This window comes from Flavobacterium sp. MMS24-S5 (assembly GCF_050320125.1).
GTDB classification, from domain to species: Bacteria; Bacteroidota; Bacteroidia; order Flavobacteriales; family Flavobacteriaceae; genus Flavobacterium; species Flavobacterium tyrosinilyticum.
Map to the genome: position 1 here is coordinate 4,870,347 of NZ_CP190016.1, position 18,592 is coordinate 4,888,938.

General features: G+C 32.9%; 20 protein-coding genes and 1 pseudogene. 8 read left to right on the plus strand and 13 right to left on the minus strand.

The features are described from left to right. Positions 1-9: 9 nt before the first annotated feature. The 6 genes from ACPWTF_RS22430 to ACPWTF_RS22455 all read right to left on the minus strand — a co-directional run bounded on the left by ACPWTF_RS22430 (position 10) and on the right by ACPWTF_RS22455 (position 5,018). Entirely contained in the window at positions 10-1,371 is a 1,362-nt protein-coding gene (locus ACPWTF_RS22430; protein ID WP_250835694.1) for an exonuclease domain-containing protein, read from the minus strand. Between the two features lie 103 nt (positions 1,372-1,474). Next, positions 1,475-1,822, minus strand: a complete 348-nt coding sequence (locus ACPWTF_RS22435; RefSeq protein ID WP_091496967.1) for a four helix bundle protein — start codon at positions 1,820-1,822, stop codon at positions 1,475-1,477. A gap of 63 nt (positions 1,823-1,885) precedes the next feature. Beyond that, positions 1,886-2,557 (minus strand): YggS family pyridoxal phosphate-dependent enzyme, encoded by a 672-nt coding sequence (locus ACPWTF_RS22440; protein ID WP_427873202.1) that lies wholly within the window; start codon positions 2,555-2,557, stop codon positions 1,886-1,888. 85 nt (positions 2,558-2,642) lie between these two features. Next, positions 2,643-3,056 carry a hypothetical protein gene (locus ACPWTF_RS22445; protein ID WP_427873203.1) on the minus strand — a complete coding sequence of 138 codons (414 nt, stop codon included), beginning with the start codon at positions 3,054-3,056 and terminating at the stop codon, positions 2,643-2,645. Between the two features lie 15 nt (positions 3,057-3,071). Further along, a complete protein-coding gene (locus ACPWTF_RS22450; RefSeq protein ID WP_427873205.1) occupies positions 3,072-3,959 on the minus strand; it encodes a 3-hydroxyacyl-CoA dehydrogenase family protein in 888 nt (295 codons plus the stop codon). A 93-nt stretch (positions 3,960-4,052) separates the two neighbouring features. Then, positions 4,053-5,018 carry a Gfo/Idh/MocA family protein gene (locus ACPWTF_RS22455; RefSeq protein ID WP_095927680.1) on the minus strand — a complete coding sequence of 322 codons (966 nt, stop codon included), beginning with the start codon at positions 5,016-5,018 and terminating at the stop codon, positions 4,053-4,055. 246 nt (positions 5,019-5,264) lie between these two features. On the opposite strand from ACPWTF_RS22455, the gene ACPWTF_RS22460 reads away from it, so the two are divergent. Further along, positions 5,265-5,906, plus strand: a complete 642-nt coding sequence (locus ACPWTF_RS22460) for a protein-L-isoaspartate(D-aspartate) O-methyltransferase (RefSeq protein ID WP_250835697.1) — start codon at positions 5,265-5,267, stop codon at positions 5,904-5,906. Positions 5,907-5,934: 28 nt separating this feature from the next. Here the strand turns inward: ACPWTF_RS22460 and ACPWTF_RS22465 are convergent, their stop codons facing one another. The 3 genes from ACPWTF_RS22465 to smpB all read right to left on the minus strand — a co-directional run bounded on the left by ACPWTF_RS22465 (position 5,935) and on the right by smpB (position 8,247). After that, a complete protein-coding gene (locus ACPWTF_RS22465; protein ID WP_427873207.1) occupies positions 5,935-6,984 on the minus strand; it encodes a Fic family protein in 1,050 nt (349 codons plus the stop codon). Between the two features lie 86 nt (positions 6,985-7,070). Next, positions 7,071-7,709, minus strand: coding sequence for a hypothetical protein (locus ACPWTF_RS22470; RefSeq protein WP_427873209.1), 639 nt, complete (start codon positions 7,707-7,709; stop codon positions 7,071-7,073). A gap of 82 nt (positions 7,710-7,791) precedes the next feature. Next, positions 7,792-8,247, minus strand: coding sequence for an SsrA-binding protein SmpB (gene smpB, locus ACPWTF_RS22475; RefSeq protein WP_095927676.1), 456 nt, complete (start codon positions 8,245-8,247; stop codon positions 7,792-7,794). A gap of 141 nt (positions 8,248-8,388) precedes the next feature. Here smpB and ACPWTF_RS22480 point away from each other — a divergent pair, with 141 nt between their 5' ends. Both ACPWTF_RS22480 and ACPWTF_RS22485 read left to right on the plus strand, forming a co-directional pair. Then, entirely contained in the window at positions 8,389-9,027 is a 639-nt protein-coding gene (locus ACPWTF_RS22480; RefSeq protein ID WP_427873210.1) for a hypothetical protein, read from the plus strand. Between the two features lie 110 nt (positions 9,028-9,137). Continuing rightward, positions 9,138-9,362, plus strand: coding sequence for a VF530 family DNA-binding protein (locus ACPWTF_RS22485; protein WP_427873211.1), 225 nt, complete (start codon positions 9,138-9,140; stop codon positions 9,360-9,362). Between the two features lie 3 nt (positions 9,363-9,365). On the opposite strand, the gene ACPWTF_RS22490 is transcribed toward ACPWTF_RS22485, so the two are convergent. The 3 genes from ACPWTF_RS22490 to ACPWTF_RS22500 all read right to left on the minus strand — a co-directional run bounded on the left by ACPWTF_RS22490 (position 9,366) and on the right by ACPWTF_RS22500 (position 11,439). After that, positions 9,366-9,920, minus strand: a complete 555-nt coding sequence (locus tag ACPWTF_RS22490; protein WP_427873212.1) for a DUF3575 domain-containing protein — start codon at positions 9,918-9,920, stop codon at positions 9,366-9,368. A 110-nt stretch (positions 9,921-10,030) separates the two neighbouring features. Beyond that, positions 10,031-10,579 carry a GNAT family N-acetyltransferase gene (locus tag ACPWTF_RS22495; protein ID WP_427873213.1) on the minus strand — a complete coding sequence of 183 codons (549 nt, stop codon included), beginning with the start codon at positions 10,577-10,579 and terminating at the stop codon, positions 10,031-10,033. 8 nt (positions 10,580-10,587) lie between these two features. Beyond that, the gene (locus tag ACPWTF_RS22500; RefSeq protein ID WP_427873215.1) at positions 10,588-11,439 is read right to left on the minus strand and encodes an aldose 1-epimerase family protein; all 852 of its coding nucleotides are present in this window, start codon (positions 11,437-11,439) and stop codon (positions 10,588-10,590) included. Positions 11,440-11,624: 185 nt separating this feature from the next. On the opposite strand from ACPWTF_RS22500, the pseudogene ACPWTF_RS22505 reads away from it, so the two are divergent. Then, positions 11,625-13,896: pseudogene (locus ACPWTF_RS22505) on the plus strand (M1 family metallopeptidase). A 102-nt stretch (positions 13,897-13,998) separates the two neighbouring features. Here ACPWTF_RS22505 and ACPWTF_RS22510 read toward each other — a convergent pair. Then, positions 13,999-14,166: a hypothetical protein gene (locus ACPWTF_RS22510; RefSeq protein WP_162615021.1), complete on the minus strand. Its 168-nt coding sequence runs from the start codon at positions 14,164-14,166 to the stop codon at positions 13,999-14,001. Positions 14,167-14,367: 201 nt separating this feature from the next. Between ACPWTF_RS22510 and ACPWTF_RS22515 the strand changes: the two genes are divergently transcribed. The 4 genes from ACPWTF_RS22515 to ACPWTF_RS22530 all read left to right on the plus strand — a co-directional run bounded on the left by ACPWTF_RS22515 (position 14,368) and on the right by ACPWTF_RS22530 (position 18,534). Further along, the gene (locus tag ACPWTF_RS22515) at positions 14,368-15,015 is read left to right on the plus strand and encodes a GNAT family N-acetyltransferase (protein ID WP_427873217.1); all 648 of its coding nucleotides are present in this window, start codon (positions 14,368-14,370) and stop codon (positions 15,013-15,015) included. A 55-nt stretch (positions 15,016-15,070) separates the two neighbouring features. After that, positions 15,071-16,264 carry an argininosuccinate synthase gene (locus tag ACPWTF_RS22520; RefSeq protein WP_248726407.1) on the plus strand — a complete coding sequence of 398 codons (1,194 nt, stop codon included), beginning with the start codon at positions 15,071-15,073 and terminating at the stop codon, positions 16,262-16,264. Next, positions 16,257-17,234 (plus strand): N-acetyl-gamma-glutamyl-phosphate reductase, encoded by a 978-nt coding sequence (gene argC / locus ACPWTF_RS22525; RefSeq protein ID WP_427873219.1) that lies wholly within the window; start codon positions 16,257-16,259, stop codon positions 17,232-17,234. The genes ACPWTF_RS22520 and argC overlap by 8 nt, the downstream gene beginning before the upstream one ends. 160 nt (positions 17,235-17,394) lie before the next feature. After that, positions 17,395-18,534 carry an aspartate aminotransferase family protein gene (locus tag ACPWTF_RS22530; protein WP_427873221.1) on the plus strand — a complete coding sequence of 380 codons (1,140 nt, stop codon included), beginning with the start codon at positions 17,395-17,397 and terminating at the stop codon, positions 18,532-18,534. Positions 18,535-18,592: the final 58 nt, after the last annotated feature.

The following is an 18,592-nucleotide window of genomic DNA, read 5'->3' on the forward strand; positions in this document are numbered from 1 at the left end:
TTTGTTTTGTTAAAAATGAAGTATTTTTAATGATTTGCTTTTTCGGATGTAATTCTGAATGATATTTTTCACATCACGATTATGCTGCATTGGAATCAGAATGTTTTTCAGGATATCAATATTGGTGATTTGATGATTCAAATCGTAATAAGCATAACCTTGATAGGTTCCGTTTTCTATTAAAATAGCACTTCTTTCGTTTACATTTCGGCCTCTGTCTATTAAGATCATGCTTTTATTATCGAAACTGTTTTCTGAGATAAACTGCTGTACTCTTAAATTGTAAACTTCTGGTGTAACTTCGCCAATGCAAGCGCCGTCGCATTCTTTGATTTTATATTGAAAACACTCTTTTTTGGTTTGATATAAACCGGTTAGTTTTTGGCACAAATGATATTTTGCTGTAAACCTAAAAAGTGCATTTTTACCTTCTTGCAAAGAAGCAAAAGAGGTTATTTCTTTTTTACGTCCGTCTGCTTTTTCAAGTTTTAAATTGATGTATCCGTTTTCATCTTTTTCGGCATACAAGGCGAAAGGAAAAACAGTTTTCTTTTGCGAACGATTGTATCTCGGACGATTTATTTTTACTTCCTGACTTTCTTTTAAAAGGGCGATTAATTCGCTTCCAGTTTCATCGTAAGTTATGGTAAAGACTTCAGCCTGAATTCTTTTGCTTTTGGTTGTAACTCCAGTAAAATGCTGATTGACTCTCTTTTTGATGTTTTGACTTTTGCCAATATAAATCAAAGTTCCTCCTTCGTTATAAATATAATAAACGCCTGTTTTGGCTGGCATTTGATTTAAGATATCTAGGAGTTTTGGAGAAATTCCTTTTTCGACTTCAAGTTTTATAAAATCTTTTACAATTGTTTTCTCTGTGTCTTTTTCCAAAAGCATTTTGAACAGCTTTGTCGTTGCCATAGCGTCTCCGCTCGCACGATGTCTATCTGCCATAGGAATTCCGAGCGCACGCACTAGTTTTCCTAAACTGTATGAAGGTTGTTCTGGAATTAGTTTTTTGGCTAATTCTACTGTGCAAAGAGTTCTGGCTTCGAAATCATAGCCTAAACGACGAAATTCTGTTCTCAGGATTCTATAATCAAAAGAAGCATTGTGAGCCACAATTACAGAGTCTGAAGTAATTTCGATAATGCGTTTGGCGATTTCATAAAACTTTGGAGCAGAACGCAACATCGCATTATTGATTCCAGTCAGTTTTACTACAAAGGGCTGAATCGGAATTTCAGGATTGACAAGGCTGATGAATTGGTCTACTACTTCATGTCCATCAAATTTATAGATGGCGATTTCAGTAATTCCCTCTTCATTAAATTGTCCTCCTGTAGTTTCTATGTCTAGTATTGCGTACATATTCAATGTCAATTTCAAAAATCAATGGCAATTACAAGATCAAAACTCAATATCAATTTTGAAAATTGTTATTGTAATTGCCATTGTCATTGATATTGAAAAATTATCTTTTATTTATTATCATTTTTGATGAGATTGCGATTAATTGCTCTACTTCAATTAGAAGTTTATTCCTTTTGCTGTCGTCGCCTTCTTTTATATAATCTAGAATTTTTAATGAGTTTCTAGACTCTTTTAACTCTTTTACAACTAATGAAACTTTAAAGACAAAATCTTTGTCAGTTATTGTTCCTTGCGCTTCTCCAAAATTTAAAGATGCACTTCCAGATGATCTAATTAATTGATTTTTATAATATTCATTTTCAAATAATCTTTCTAATTGTCTTGTAAAGAAAATACATTCTCCAGCAAAACGAACTAATCGATCTTCAAAATTGAATATTTTTTCCATTTAAAAATTTCCCTTCTTTTAAAATTGACATTGATTTTTGCAATTGAAATTGATGTTGAAAAATTATCTGCCTCCAAAAATGCTGCTTCCAATGCGAACCATTGTGCTTCCGCATTCTATTGCCAATTGATAATCTCCAGACATTCCCATTGAGATTGTAGAGACGCACTGCAGTGCGTCTTTACCATATCCGTCAATGTTTTTTAATGAATCAAAAATGGATTTTAAATGGGTAAATTCTTTTTTAATCTGGTTTTGATTGTCTGTGAAAGTTGCCATTCCCATTAAACCTAAGATACGAATATTTTTTAACTCTTTAAACTCTGGAGAAGTTAAAAGTTCATTTAATTCGTTTTCATCCAAACCAAATTTAGATTCTTCTTCTGCAATATAAATTTGAAGAAGGCAATCTATAATTCTTTTATTTTTTAAAGCTTTTTTGTTGATTTCTTGTAATAATTTTAAACTGTCAACACCATGAATCAAAGTCACGTACGGAGCCATAAATTTGACTTTATTGGACTGAACATGACCAATCATATGCCATTGAATGTCTTTTGGCATTTGTTCCCATTTCTCGGTCATTTCCTGAATTTTGTTTTCTCCAAAAATGCGTTGGCCTGCTTCGTACGCTTTTATTAAGTCTGAAACAGGTTTTGTTTTAGAAACGGCAACAAGAGTTACCTGTTCAGGTAAAGTTGCTTTGATTGTATGTAAGTTTGATGCTATTGACATTTTATTTATTTTTTTAAAAGCTGAATATGTAAGCTTTCATTTCTTTCTGATGGAATGTAAAAATCGATCTTTTTACTTTCCATTTTTAATTTAGTATCGAATCCAGGCCTTTTGCATCATCCTCTAAAGGAATATAAAAAGAACCCATATCACTTTGAAAAAGAGTGCCAAATACTTTGTCATAGCACTTATCAGAACCACAAAAATAGCCTACTACTTTGTCATCAAGATTTACAACGATTATTTCAAAGTCTGATTTTATATTTAAATCTCTTAAATATAAAATTAAAAAATTGTGTTTTCGCTTTTTATCAAAACTCTCGGTACTTTTAAAGACACAATTGTCATACCTTTTGTTGTTGATATCCAGTTGATATCCATTTTCTGGCTTTAAAGTTCTAGTTATTCCAAATAAATAATCAATAGTCACTGGTTTGTAATAATAAAGAGTAATTAAACTAAAAATTATTAGAATGACTAGAAAGATTATTTTTTTCATTGAACAAATCAGATTTTACAAAAATTGCTTCGAGATTTTCTCTGCTTTTTTACTTTCGCTGTAATCGTAAAAACCTTCTCCAGATTTAACTCCAAGTTTTCCAGCTCTAACCATATTAACTAAAAGTGGGCAAGGAGCATATTTTGGATTTTTGAATCCGTCGTACATTACATTTAAGATTGCTAGACAAACGTCAAGACCTATGAAATCAGCTAATTGAAGTGGTCCCATTGGATGCCCCATTCCTAATTTCATTAAGGTGTCAATTTCGTAAACTCCTGCGACTTTGTTATATAACGTTTCAATTGCTTCGTTTAGCATTGGCATTAAGATTCTGTTTGCTACGAAACCTGGATAATCGTTTACTTCAACAGGAACTTTACCTAATTTTTCAGATAAAGTCATGATGATTTTAGTTACTTCATCGCTTGTATTGTATCCTCGGATGATTTCGACTAATTTCATAATCGGCACAGGATTCATAAAGTGCATTCCGATAACACGTTCAGGATGTGCTACAACAGCTCCAATCTGTGTAATTGAAATAGAAGAAGTATTGGTTGCTAAAATGGTGTTGTGCGAGCAATATTCGTTTAATTGTTTGAAGATATTTAGTTTTAATTCAACGTTTTCAGTTGCTGCTTCAACTACTAAATCTACACCAACAACACCGTCTTTTATATCTGTGTAAGTAATAATATTGGTGATAGTTTTAGCAACATGTTCTTGAGTAATTGTTCCTTTAGAAAGCATACGATCTAGGTTAGCAGCAATGGTTGCCATTCCTTTATCTAATGATTTTTCAGAAACATCGATTAATTTTACAGTAAATCCGCTTTGCGCAAAAGTATGTGCAATTCCGTTACCCATTGTTCCTGCTCCAATTACAGCTATTGTTTTCATATTACCTTTAGTATATTATATTTTACGATTTAGCCACGAATTCGCAACTTGATCGCGAATTTCGTGGCTAATTTATTTTTAAAATTCTTTAATTTATTTATCGAAACAATCAATAATTTGATAAGCCACGCGCAAAGCATCTGTAGCTTGCTCCAGTGTTACAACTGGTGTAGTATCTGTATTGATTGCATTTGCAAAAGATTCTAATTCGTCCAGAATTGCATTGTTTTGCTCGACATCTGGATTGGTGAAATAGATTTGTTTTTTTACACCTTCGGCGTTTTGAAGAATCATGTCAAAATCTCCAGGAACTTCTGGCGCATCTTTCATACGGACCACTTCGCATTTCTTTTCTAAGAAGTCAACAGAAATGTAAGCATCTTTTTGGAAGAAACGTGACTTACGCATGTTTTTTAATGAGATTCTGCTTGCTGTTAAGTTCGCTACACAACCATTTTCGAATTCAATTCTGGCATTGGCAATATCTGGAGTATCGCTAATTACAGATACACCGCTGGCATGAATATCTTTTACTTTTGAATTTACTACACTTAAAATGGCATCAATATCATGAATCATTAAATCTAAAACCACAGGAACGTCTGTACCACGCGGATTAAATTCGGCCAAACGATGCGTCTCAATAAACATCGGGTTTTCGATCATGTTTTTTGTAGCGATAAAAGCGGGATTAAAACGCTCTACGTGACCAACTTGCCCTTTTACATTGTACTCTTTTGCCAAAGCAATAATTTCTTCCGCTTCTTCAACCGTATTAGCGATTGGTTTTTCAATAAAGATATGTTTTCCTGATTTGATGGCAACTTTTGCACATTTATAGTGTGAAAGTGTTGGAGTTACAATGTCAATCACGTCGACAGCGTGAATAAGTTTTGCAATTGTGCTGAAGTTTTTATAGCCAAACTCTTTAGAGATTCTTTCGGCATTTTCTTGATTTTCGTCGTAAAATCCAACTAATTCGTATTTGTCAGATTGTTGTAATAAGCGTAAATGTATTTTACCAAGATGACCAGCACCTAAAACTCCTACTTTTAACATGAGAATGTATTTTAAACAAAAATATAATTTATTTGTTTAACGTGAAAATGAATTTACCGAATTGTGAAATGTGAAATGTAAATGTGAGTTATGGCTTTCGATATTTAACGGTCGATGTTTTACGTTTTACGGTCTATATTTCGCAATTCACATTTCAACTTTTAGCTTTATTAATTTAATATTTAAAAATCAATATTTGAAATCCTGTTTTGTTTCTTATTTTTGCGAAAATAAAACCTACCCATTTTGAAAGACACTGCCAAACATCAAGGACTTCGCAATCAATTAGTAACGACTTTAGAACAAAAAGGAATTACTGATAGAGCGGTTTTGGATGCCATTAAAAAAATCCCAAGACACCTTTTTTTAAATTCAAGTTTTGAAGATTTCGCTTATCAAGACAAGGCATTTCCTATTGGCGCGGGGCAAACGATTTCTCAGCCTTATACGGTGGCTTTTCAGTCGCAATTGCTTGAAGTTAAGAAAGATCATAAAGTTTTGGAAATAGGAACTGGTTCTGGTTATCAGACTGCCGTTTTATTTATGCTAGGCGCTAAAGTATTTACCGTTGAAAGACAAAGTGAATTGTTTAAAACAACTTCCAATTTATTTCCAAAGTTAAACATTCGTCCAAAGCATGTTTCTTTTGGAGATGGTTATAAAGGATTGCCCAATTTTGCTCCGTTTGATAGTATTATAGTTACAGCAGGTGCGCCTTTTATTCCGCAGCCTTTAATGGCTCAGTTGAAAATAGGAGGAAGGCTTGTTATTCCGTTAGGAGAAGATGTTCAGATTATGACTTTATTAATCAGAAAGAATGAAACTCAATTTGAAAAACATGAGTTTGGAGAGTTTAGATTTGTTCCTTTATTAGAAGATAAAAATTAATACGAAGCCCAGTTTTAGCTGGGCTTTTTTATTGTGTAAGAATTGAAATATATCTTTCCAGGCTTTCTTTTTCTTTTTGAGCTATAAACAGAAAAAAATCTTCTTTGTCTTTTTTGGTTTGAGCAATTTCTAAGGACTGATAATATTGCATTCGAGTTTCATAATCACCTTTAATGTTAGCAATAGGATAACCTTTTTGCATGAGTATTAAATTCATAATTAATCTTGAAGTTCTTCCGTTTCCATCAATAAATGGATGAATTGTAACTAATCTTTCATGCATTTCAGCAGCAAGAATAATAGGGTGTAATTTATTTTTATTGATTTCATACCAATTAAAATATTCTTCCATTTCTTGTGGAATCATTAAAGATTGAGGAGGCATGTGACTGCTTCCTTGAATCATGACCTGAACTTTTCTATAACGTCCAGCATCTTCTGGAATTATTCCTCTTAAGATTAAGTTGTGAATTGATAAAAGATCGCGTTCGTTTAATGAATTGTTTTTACTCATTAACTCTTTTATAAAACCAATAGCTTCCTGATGATTAATGGCTTCAAGATGTTCGCGCATGCTTTTGCCAGAAATTGTCAAGCCTTCATTGATAACCATATCTGTTTCACGAAGAGTCATTGTGTTTCCCTCAATCCTATTACTTTCAAAAGTATATTCTAATTCGAGAGCTTGTTTGATCTTAAAGCTGTCGTACTGGCGATAAGAATCTAATTTTTCTTTTAAAGCATCAATCTCTTTTAGGATTTTCTCTAACGAAGTAGATAACTTAAGATTCGAAACCGTTTTATTGTATTTGATTTCGTCTTCGGCAACTTTTAGCGCCTTTAAAGCAAGATCATCATCCCCAATTTCATAAAGAATTTTCTCTTTAAGCCAAGCAACCATTAAAGTTTCATAATCAATCTCTAAAAGTTGAGATAATTTGGTTACTTGCTCTTTCGTTGGTCTTCGAGTTCCAGATTCAAATTTGCTGATCAAAGCTTGATCGATATCAGCAAGCTGAGCTAACTCACGAGTTTTTAAACCTTTCTGTTCTCTAGCGTTTTTTAAAAGTGATTTCATTTTATGAAATATTTAGTCTTGACAAAATTAGTCAATTTTTTAAGTGAAAGAAAAGCAGTATTTCATAAAAATACTGCTTCGACATTTTATTTTGGAGGAAGCAATCCGTCCTTTCTCATTTCTTTTACAACAGCTTGCATTATTGCATCAACGGTTTGTCCTAAATCGGTAACATATTGCGATTCTGTAGTTCCTGTCCAGATTAATTTGTTTTGTTTTAGCGAAAATACATTGGTTTCTACCATGTAAGATGTAGTTTCTTGGTAATATCCTGGATCGTAAAAATTTGGAGAATACATTCCGTACCAGTTTCCAAATCCATAACCGTACATTCCTGTATACATTCCGTCAAAACCGCCATAGTACATTCCTGTATAAGTGCCAGGAACATAATTAACTTCTTTTTCTTTGCTGACTAATCGCATACTGATTACTCCGTCAAAATTTTCGTCTTGTAAAACCTTTAGTTTTTGTTCTTGTGATAATTGTGAAGTTGCATTTAAGTATTGATACGACGTTTTAAATACTGGATTGCTTGCCGCAATTCTGTTTTCTGTAATTCGTCTCGAAGCTTCATCTTTGACCAAAGCGACAACCAAAACTTTTTTAAATTGTTCCTGAGCAATCGTTACATCAGGATCTCTCCAGCTGTTTACAATAGAAGTATTACTGCCACAACTTGAAAACGCTGCAATAGCGAAAAACAAAACTAAGTACTTTTTCATATTTTACAGTTAAATTGGTTATAAGTAAAAATAACTATAAAATGTTAATTATAAGTGTTTTGTATAAAAATAAAAAAGCTTACTAGTTGTAAGCTTTTTTAATGCGGTCTAAATCTCGTTTGGTATCTTGCTCCTTTAGAGATTCACGTTTGTCGTAGTTTTTCTTTCCTTTACAAAGGCCGATCTGTAACTTGGCTAAACCTTTTTCATTTGTAAACAATTTCAAAGGGATAATAGTAAGTCCTTTTGCCTGAACACTTTTATGTAGCGTTTTTAACTCCTTTTTGTTTAAAAGTAATTTTCGCTCACTTCTAGATTTATGATTGAATTGATTTCCAAAAGAATATTCTTCAATATAAGTATTAATGGCAAAAAGTTCCATACCACTGAATTCACAAAAACTTTCGGTAATGTTTGCTTTCCCTAAACGTATAGATTTAATTTCTGTTCCTGCCAAAACAATTCCAGCAGTGTACGTATCGATTATTTCATAATCGAATCGGGCTCTTTTGTTTAATATATTGACTGATTTTATCATAGCTGCAAATGTAAGACAAAATTGAAAAATTTCATGAGGGCTAAGATAATTAAAGTTTTTTTTTAATCTATGATTTTAATCATCTAGGACAAAAACGCTTCCTTTTAAGTTTGTCTCATAATTTCTAAAACAAATTTAATAATGAAAAAAATTGTAACGCTAGTCGGCGTTGTAATTATGGGTTTAACCGCTAAAGCCCAGGATTCAACTCAAGGACTAAAAGGAGCATGGTTTGCAACCTCTCAATTCGGTTATCAACAAACGAAAACGGCAGATGAAAAAAATACGACATTATCTGTGCTGCCAATTGTTGGAACATTTGTAACACCATCTGTTGCGGTAGGTGCAGGAGTTGGTTTTATCAACATTAAAGCAGATTCTGATGCTGGAACTGCAGCAAAAACAAATCTATTTGTCGCGCAGCCTTTAGTTAGAAAATACTGGAATGTTGCTGGTTCACTTTATTTCTTCGGACAATTGGCAGTACCTATTATTACTGGTAAAGAAAAAGAAAGTGAGTTAAAAGTAAATCAAGTTGGATTGTCTTTATCAGGTGGATTTGATTATTTCGTAACCAAAAATTTCTCTGTGGAGTTTTCTTATGATTTGGCCAACTTTACATCAACAACACTTGATCCTAAAACTGGAGACAAAACTACAGTTACCAATTTTGGTTTAGCACATGTTGCAAATATAGATCCGTTTTACAATACAGCATTAGCAGGAAGTAACCCAAATTTGACCTCTCCTGTTTCTGTCGGATTTAAATTCGTATTCTAATTTATTCTTTATTTGATTATCGTAAAATTCTATTTTAGTAATTTTGCAAAAAGAAAAGACCGTACTTTTCCTAGTACGGTCTTTTTGATTTATTATCTAAAAAGTATAAAATGCAAAATCAATCTAAAGATCCCCTTCACGGAATCACGCTTCAAAAAATTGTCGAAACTTTAGTCAATCATTATGGATTTGATACTTTAGGAGAATTAATTCCAGTAAAATGCTTTACTTCAAATCCGAGTGTAAAATCGAGTCTTACATTCTTGAGAAAAACAGATTGGGCTCGTAAAAAAGTAGAAGAGCTTTATGTAAAAACGCTTCCTAAGCTCAGCTGATTCTTATAGTTTATAAGAGATCATAACTCCTCCACGGTACGGAAGCCATTCACCACTTTTATTATAATTCGGGGCTTTTTCATATCTTCCTGGAGTTCCATCATTATAATATCCTTTATAAAAACCTTGATGCCATCCACCGCCTACAAAAAAGTCAAGTAAAAACTTATCACTTAGTTTTAGGTTATAACCCACAGTAGCACCAAGTCTATATCCAAAACCATCTTCATAACGGTTACTGTCCCAATAATTCCATTTTTGCAATTCGTATTTATCGGCTCCAATATGTCCTCCTACATAAAAACCGTTATATTTTTCTTTAAAATGGTAACGTACTTCTGGAGTAATAGTAATAAATTTCATTGGATTGTGTCCGTTAAACGATTCCCAGAAAGAAGCCATTACATCGGCACTAAATGTGGTTTTCTCTCCAATGCTAGTTTCTATTCCAATATTAGGAACTAAAAACAAAGCAGTTGCTCCGTTAAATTTTACAAATGTCTGACTTTGTAATTGCATACAAAATAAAAGAACAAGTAGGGCAGGTATTTTTTTCATAAAAATGTTTTGGATTCAAAAACAGCTTTTTTTGCTGATTTCGAGCGCAAATATAACGTATAATGCTAGAGAACAATTGCCTATAAGATTATTTTAACAAGAATAAAAATCTACTTTTCTAATAATGAATAAATTACCTTATCAAGAAATTTTCCTTCCCAAAATTCTGATTCTTTTAAATGCGCTTCTTTAACAAATCCACATTTTTGTAATACTTTTTCTGAGGCATGATTTCCTGGATCAATTACAGCTTCTATCGAGTGAAGTTTTAAATCTTCAAAACCAAATTTAATTAGTCGGTTTACAGCCTCTGGAATAATTCCTTTTCCATGATAATCAGCTGAAAGCATATAACCTATTTCTGCTCGGTAATTTTCAGGTTGCAATCTGTAAAAACCAATAATTCCAAGCAACTTAGGGTTGCCTTTTAGTCTGATACTCCAATTTATTCCAGTGTTATCGTCAATTTTATCATTGATTATTTTGATGTGTTCCAAAGCGTCTTCATGATTTTTTGTTAAAGGTCTTGGAATAAATTTCATGATTTCAGGATTAGAACGTAGTTCAAAAACTTCCTGTACGTCTTTGTTGTTAAGGCGGTCTAGAATTATGCGTTCTGTTTCTATTACAGGAAATGGAGTAAAGTTAAAATCTAACATTTTCTTTATTATAATGTTGTTATACTAAATTTTGCACTGAAATCTTTGTTGGCTTCCAATGTCAAAATTCCTTCTTTTTGGTATAAATCACCTGTGTTTTCATCAGTGTCAGAATATCCAAGCCATGGTTCAATACAAATAAAAGGTGCGTCTTCTTTTGTCCAGATTCCTAAACTTGGAAAATCTTTATAATCAACTTTTATATAAGGTTTTGAATTGTTTAAAATAGTTAAAGATTTTGATTCTAATGTTTTAAAGATTAGAGCATCGTTACTAAATAGTTCATAATTTAAAGGGACTAAATTGTTTTTGGTATCTAAAATTTTAGTTTTAGACGAAATCAAATCGTTTTCAAGAAGGTAATATTTTAAACTTTCCTCTTTTTCAAATTGAAGGGCATAATTTTCAAAATGATCAGGAAGAGCAATTGCTGGGTGCGCTCCAATAGAAAAAGGCATTTTTTCTTTTCCTTTATTAATGACTTTGTATTCAAGCTCCAATGCGTTTTCATTAAGCGTATAAATAAGCTGCAATTCAAATTTAAAAGGATACTTCTGCAATGTTTCTTCAGAAGATTGAAGAGAGAAAACGGCTTTATTTTCCGTTTTTTCAATCAATTCAAAGTCCATGTCACGAGCAAAACCATGGCGTGGCAGATGGTATTCTTTTTCATTGATTGTGTAGGTGTTATTTTTTAAAGTTCCTACAATTGGAAAAAGTACAGGAGAATGTTTGCCCCAAAAATCTGGATTGCCTTCCCAGATATATTCGTTTTCTTGATTGTCTTTTAATGAAAATAATTCAGCTCCAGCATGTTTAATGGAAGCTTTTAATATTGAATTTGAAATAGTTGTAGTCACAATGTTGAATATAAAATGAATATTTTTTATAGAGATGTAAATATATTTTATAAAATTTAGTTTTTTAAGAAAAAGGCTTAAATTATTTTATTGATAAAATTTTGCTAAAATTGAATTTATGTTTTAAAGTTTCTCTGTAAATAGCTTTTTTTTTCATTAATTTGCTACATAAACAGCTAAAAAATATGAAAAAGCAATCTGCAAAAGCCATTTTAACCGCGGCTTTATTTTTTGGGATTTCTTCAGTATGGGCGCAGCAAACCCCGTCAGCGACAGCAGCAAATCCGGTAAACAATTACAATTATCATGATGCCTTTGGAACCTCATTTTTACACCAAAAATGCTACATCAACCCGCGCAGCTAGTGGTGAGCCAGGAGTTGAGTATTGGCAGAATAGAGCCGATTATCAGATTACGGCAAAATTAAACGGAACTACAAATGAGATTGTAGGGACAGATGAAATTACTTATACGAATAATAGCCCTAATAAATTATCATTTCTTTGGCTGAATTTAGATCAGAATTTATTTAAAGAAGATTCTAGAGGAAACGCTATAGTGCCTTTGACAGGAAGCCGTAACGGAGCCCAAGGACAAGTTTTTGATGGTGGAAATAAAATTAAATCTGTAAAAGTAATTACTGGTGGAAAAACTAAAACAGAAACAGTTGCCAAATATATAGTTACAGACACAAGAATGCAGATTTTCCTTCCACAAGAATTAGCTGCAAAAGGAGGCTCTGTAAAAGTTAAAATCGAATTTTCTTTCATCGCGCCTTTCGAGGGCTCTGATAGAATGGGAGTTTTGGAAACAAAAAATGGAAAAATTTTCACGATTGCACAGTGGTACCCACGTATGTGTGTGTATGATGATGTTAGAGGATGGAATACAGCTCCTTATTTAGGTGCGTCTGAGTTTTACTTAGAATATGGAGATTTTGATGTGAAACTTACAGTTCCAGGAAATCACTATGTTGTAGCTTCAGGAGAATTGCTAAACGGTCAGGAAGTATTTTCTGCTGAGCAATTAAAAAGATATAAAGACGCTTCAAACAGCGACAAAACAGTTATGATTCGTACTGCCGATGAAGTTAACGCAACGGCAAATAGCAACTCAGGAACTGAAAAAACATGGCATTATAAAATCAAAAATGCACGTGATTTTTCTTGGGCATCTTCTCCGGCTTTTATCTTAGACGGAGCTAAAATTAACCTTCCAAGCGGTAAAAAATCATTAGCATTGTCTGCTTATCCAGTTGAAAGTGATGGGCAAGGTGCTTATGGACGTTCTACAGAATATGTGAAAGCTTCAATTGAACATTATTCTAAACAATGGTTCGAATATCCTTATCCAGCAGCTACAAACGTTGCAGGTAATGAAGGAGGAATGGAATATCCTGGAATTGTTTTCTGCGGATGGAAATCTAAAGGAGCAGATTTATGGGGAGTTACAGATCATGAATTCGGACATATTTGGTTCCCAATGATTGTTGGTTCTAATGAAAGATTATTTGCTTGGATGGATGAAGGATTTAACACTTTTATTAACTCGTTAAGCACTGCTGCATTTAATAATGGAGAGTACAAAGAACAGCCAACAGATTTGCACGAACAAGCAGAACCGTTTACTAGACCCAATTTAGAAACAATTATGAGTTCTCCTGATAATATGAAGGAAGCTAATATTGGTATGTTATGCTACTTTAAACCAAGTGCAGGTTTAGTAATTTTAAGAGAACAGATTTTAGGAAAAGAGCGTTTTGATACTGCTTTTAGAACCTATATTCAGCGTTGGGCATATAAACATCCACAACCAGATGATTTCTTTAGATCTATGGAAAATGTTGCCGGTGAAGATCTAAGCTGGTTCTGGAGAAGCTGGTATGTAAACAATTGGCGTTTTGATCAAGGTGTTAATTCTGTAAAATATGTAAAAAACGATCCTGCTAAAGGTGCCATAATCACAGTTGAAAATTTTGATAAAATGCCAATGCCAATTGTTTTAGATGTGAAAACAAAAAGCGGAAAAGTAACTAGAGTTAATCTTCCGGTAGAAGTATGGCAACGTAATAACAGCTGGTCTTTCAAACATAATTCTACAGAAGAAATAGAAAGCATTACGCTAGATCCTGATCATGTTTTTCCAGACAATAACGACTCAAATAATGTTTGGACAGCAGCAAAAGGTAAATTGGAAAAAGATATTATTTTAGATGGATATTTAGGTAAATATGCTACAGCAAAATCTCCTTTAACTATTGAACTGACAGAAAAAAATAGTGCTTTAGTTGCCGAACTTCCAAATTATCCTAAGTTTACATTAGAGCCTGTAGCAGGCGAAAAAGACACATTTGAATCGAAAAGAGCGGGATTAAAATTTAAATTTAATGAAGCTAAAAATGCGTTTGACATGACAATTTTAGATAACGGACAAATAATGCAGTTTACTAAGAAGTAAAAATTATAAAGATATAACCTATTTAAAACCCGATAGTTAGAGATAATTATCGGGTTTTTGTTTTTGCATATATTAACAAAACCTAAAAAAAATGTTAGAATTTTAATTTTTTGTTTTGTAAATAAAAAAATAATGTACTTTTGCACCGATGAATAAAATAAGTTTACATATAACTTCTTTGTCACGGACAAACTCACCGATTACTTCTCCCGAAGTACGGACACTATCTCTATAGTGTTCACTGAGTTTTATAGCCGTATATTTATTCATATCCATTTTTCATTTTGAAATCACATAATTTGTCCATTGGACAAACGCATCCTAAAAGTATTTATTATTTTGTAAATTTTCTTAATCAATGTTTTGGTTTTGAGGTGTTTACTTCTTTTGTGCTTAATTTTATTGGATTCAATTCTGGATTTCAAGCGAATCAATATGCTTTAATTTTTAACTCTAACTTCAATAATTGAAATGAAGATCTCTATTGTTGTAACTCAAGAAGAACACTTTAAGTATGCGCAGGAAATCTGCGATACGATAGAATCGTCTGCCTTATTAAGAGGTACGGGGATTGCTAAAAGGACTCCTGAGTACATTCAGAAAAAAATGGCAAATGGTGATGCGATGATTGCTTTGGCAGACGGAAAATTTGCAGGTTTTTGCTATATAGAAAGCTGGCAGCACGGAAAATTTGTCGCTCATTCAGGATTAATTGTACATCCAGATTATAGAAGTCATGGTTTGGCAAAAAAAATAAAATCCAAAGTTTTTGATTATTCTTTGAAAAGATTTCCAGATGCTAAGATATTTGGAATTACTACAGGTTTAGCTGTTATGAAAATTAACTCTGAATTAGGCTATAAACCAGTTCCTTTCTCAGAATTGACAACCAATCCAAGTTTCTGGGCGGGCTGTAAAACCTGTACTAACTTCCCAATTTTACAAAGCAAAGAAAACAAAATGTGTCTTTGTACTGGAATGTTGTACAATCCAAAAGAAAAACAAAAAACACCACCGAGACATCCTTTTAACGAGGCTGTTTTAAGCAGACTTAAAAAAATAAAACAGGCTTTATTCTTAAACAAATTATTGTCATTTGTTTTTTTATTCAAAATTTAATTAAAAAGAAATCTCAAACTGCTATATACGAAAGTATTAGCCTAAATTATAAAAAATGAAAAAAGTAGTATTAGCTTATAGCGGAGGATTAGATACCTCGTATTGTTTGAAATATTTAAAAAATGAAAAAGGTTATGAGGTTCATACCGTTCTTGTTGATACAGGAGGATTTAGTGCAGAAGAATTATCAGCTATAGAAAAAAGAGCTTACGAGTTAGGAAGTGCACAGCACGCCAACTTAACAATTTTAGATAAATATTACGATAAAGCTATAAAATACTTGATTTTTGGAAATGTATTAAAGAACAATACATACCCATTATCAGTAAGTGCTGAGCGTGTTTTTCAGGCAATTGAAGCTATAAAATATGCGAAAAAAGTAGGAGCAACTGCTATAGCTCACGGAAGTACTGGTGCAGGAAACGACCAAATTCGTTTTGATTTGATTTTCCAGACTATTGCTCCAGAAATCGAAATCATTACGCCGATTAGAGATTTAAAATTGTCAAGACAAGAAGAAGTTGATTATTTGGCTCAAAACGGAGTTCACTATTCTTGGGAAAAAGCTCAATATTCTATCAATAAAGGACTTTGGGGGACAAGTGTTGGAGGGAAAGAAACTCTAACTTCAAGCCAACCGTTGCCAAGTGAAGCGTACCCTTCTCAATTGCAAAAAGAAGGTGAAGAAAAAGTAACGCTTCATTTTGAACAAGGAGAATTAGTTGGTTTAAATGGAAAAACGGATAAACCATCAAATAATATTGTAGCTCTTGAAAAACTGGCAAGTGCTTATGCAATTGGTAGAGATATTCACGTTGGAGATACGATTATTGGAATTAAAGGAAGAGTTGGTTTTGAAGCTGCAGCTCCGTTAATTATCATCAAAGCACACCATTTATTAGAGAAACATACTCTTGGAAAATGGCAGCAATACTGGAAAGAACAATTAGGAAACTGGTACGGAATGTTATTTCACGAAGGTCAATTCTTAGATCCAGTTATGAGAAACATTGAAACTTTCTTGCAAGACACACAAAAAACAGTAAACGGAACGGTAACAGTTTCTTTAAAACCATACCATTTCTCACTTGATGGAATCGAATCTGAAAATGATTTAATGAATACAGGTTTCGGTCAATACGGAGAAATGAACAATGCTTGGACATCTGACGATGCAAAAGGATTTATTAAGATTTTAGGAAATGCACAAAATATTTTCTCATCTGTAAACAAATTAGATCATGATTAATGTCGGAATTATTGGTGGTTCGGGCTACACGGCTGGAGAACTCATCAGAATTTTAATGTATCACCCCAAAGCAAACATCGATTTTGTTTACAGTACAACAAATGCGGGAAAGCCGCTTTCTGTGGCGCACCAAGATTTGATGGGTGATATCGAAATGAATTTCACAGCTGAAATAAATCCAAATGTGAATGTTGTTTTCTTGTGTTTAGGTCACGGAAAATCGATTTCATTTTTGAAAGAAAATCAGTTTGCAAGCCATACGAAAATCATCGATTTAGGAAATGATTTCAGATTGAATAAAGACGCTCATTTTGAAGGAAAAGATTTTGTTTACGGATTGCCTGAAATCAATAAAGCCGAAATCAAAAAAGCAAATTATATTGCAAATCCAGGTTGTTTTGCAACTGCTATTCAATTGGCATTATTACCTTTAGCAAAACATAATTTGCTGAATAATGATATTCATATTAATGCTACAACGGGAAGTACAGGAGCGGGAGTAAGTCTTTCAGAAACTTCTCATTTCAGTTGGAGAAACAATAATATGTCACATTATAAAGCTTTTGAACACCAGCATTTGGGAGAAATCGGAGAAAGCTTAGTTCAGTTGCAAGACGATTTTGACAGCGAATTGCTTTTTATTCCAAACAGAGGAGATTTCCCAAGAGGAATTTTTGCAACTTTATATACATTATGTGATGATAGTTTGGAGCAATTGGTTGCCAAATACGAAGAGTTTTATAAAAATGAGCCTTTTGTAACCGTTACCACAACCAACATCAACATGAAACAAGTGGTGCAGACGAATAAATGTATTATTAGTTTATTGAAAAAAGGAAACCGGGTTCTCATAACATCAATTATCGATAACTTAACCAAAGGTGCTTCAGGACAAGCAATTCAAAACATGAATTTAATGTTCGGATTAGAAGAAACCACAGGTTTACATTTGAAACCAAGCGGATTTTAATTTTTTAATTTCAAGTTTCAAGTTTCAGGTTTCACGTTCTGTGCGTGACTCGAAATGGATACGAAGAAACATAACTAGTTTTAAGGTTTGAAGTTTTAGTTTTCACGTTCAGTGAGTAACTTGAAACATGAAACCTGAAACAAAATAAACAAAAAAACACATGAACTTATTCAACGTTTACCCATTATACGACATAACTCCAGTAAAAGCAGTAGATTGTACAATTATTGACGACAAAGGAGTAGAATATTTAGATTTATATAGCGGACATGGTGTGATTTCGATCGGACACACACAACCGGATTATGTAGCAAAACTTAAAAATCAATTAGATCATTTAGGATTTTATTCGAATGCTATTCAGAATCCTTTGCAGGTAGAATTGGCTCAGAAATTAGGAAAGCTTTCTGGTTTAGAAGATTACGAATTGTTTTTATGCAGTTCTGGTGCTGAAGCCAATGAAAATGCTTTGAAACTAGCTTCTTTCCACAATGGAAAATCAAGAGTTGTAGCTTTTGATAATTCTTTTCATGGAAGAACTTCTGCAGCAGTTGCAGTTACTGATAACAAAAAAATTGTTGCACCAATTAACGCACAACAAGTGGTTACTTTTTTACCACTAAACCAAATCGAATTAGTTGAAGCTGAATTAGCTAAAGGAGATGTTACTGCTGTAATTATTGAAGGAATTCAAGGAGTTGGTGGTTTAGATCAAGGAACAACTGAGTTTTTCCAGGCTTTAGAAAAAGCTTGTAAAAAACACGATGTTGTTTTAATTTTAGACGAAGTACAATCAGGATACGGAAGAAGCGGGAAATTCTTCGCTTTCCAGCATCACGGAATCAATGCTGATATTATTTCGGTTGCAAAAGGAATGGGGAACGGTTTTCCTGTTGGAGCCATCTTAATTTCTCCAAAATTTGAAGCAAGTTTCGGATTATTAGGAACTACTTTCGGCGGAAGCCACTTGTCTTGTGCAGCGGGAATTGCGGTTTTAGATGTAATTGAAAAACTAGATTTACAGAAAAATGTAAACGAAGTTTATGAATACTTCTTAGAAAAAATAAAAGAAGTTGACGGAATCAAACAAGTAAAAGGAAAAGGATTAATGCTTGGAGTTGAGTTTGATTTTGATGTTGCAGCTTTAAGAAAGAAATTGATTATCGAAAAACACATTTTTACAGGAAGCGCCAACAATAAAAATCTATTAAGAATTTTACCGCCTTTAACTGTGAAAAAAGCTGATATTGATACGTTTGTAAAAGCTTTAAAAGAAAGTTTAGAAGAATTAAAGAACTAATTCTTGTTACGTTATACCTGACGGGTTTTAAAAGCCTGTCAGGTTTAAAATAAAGTTT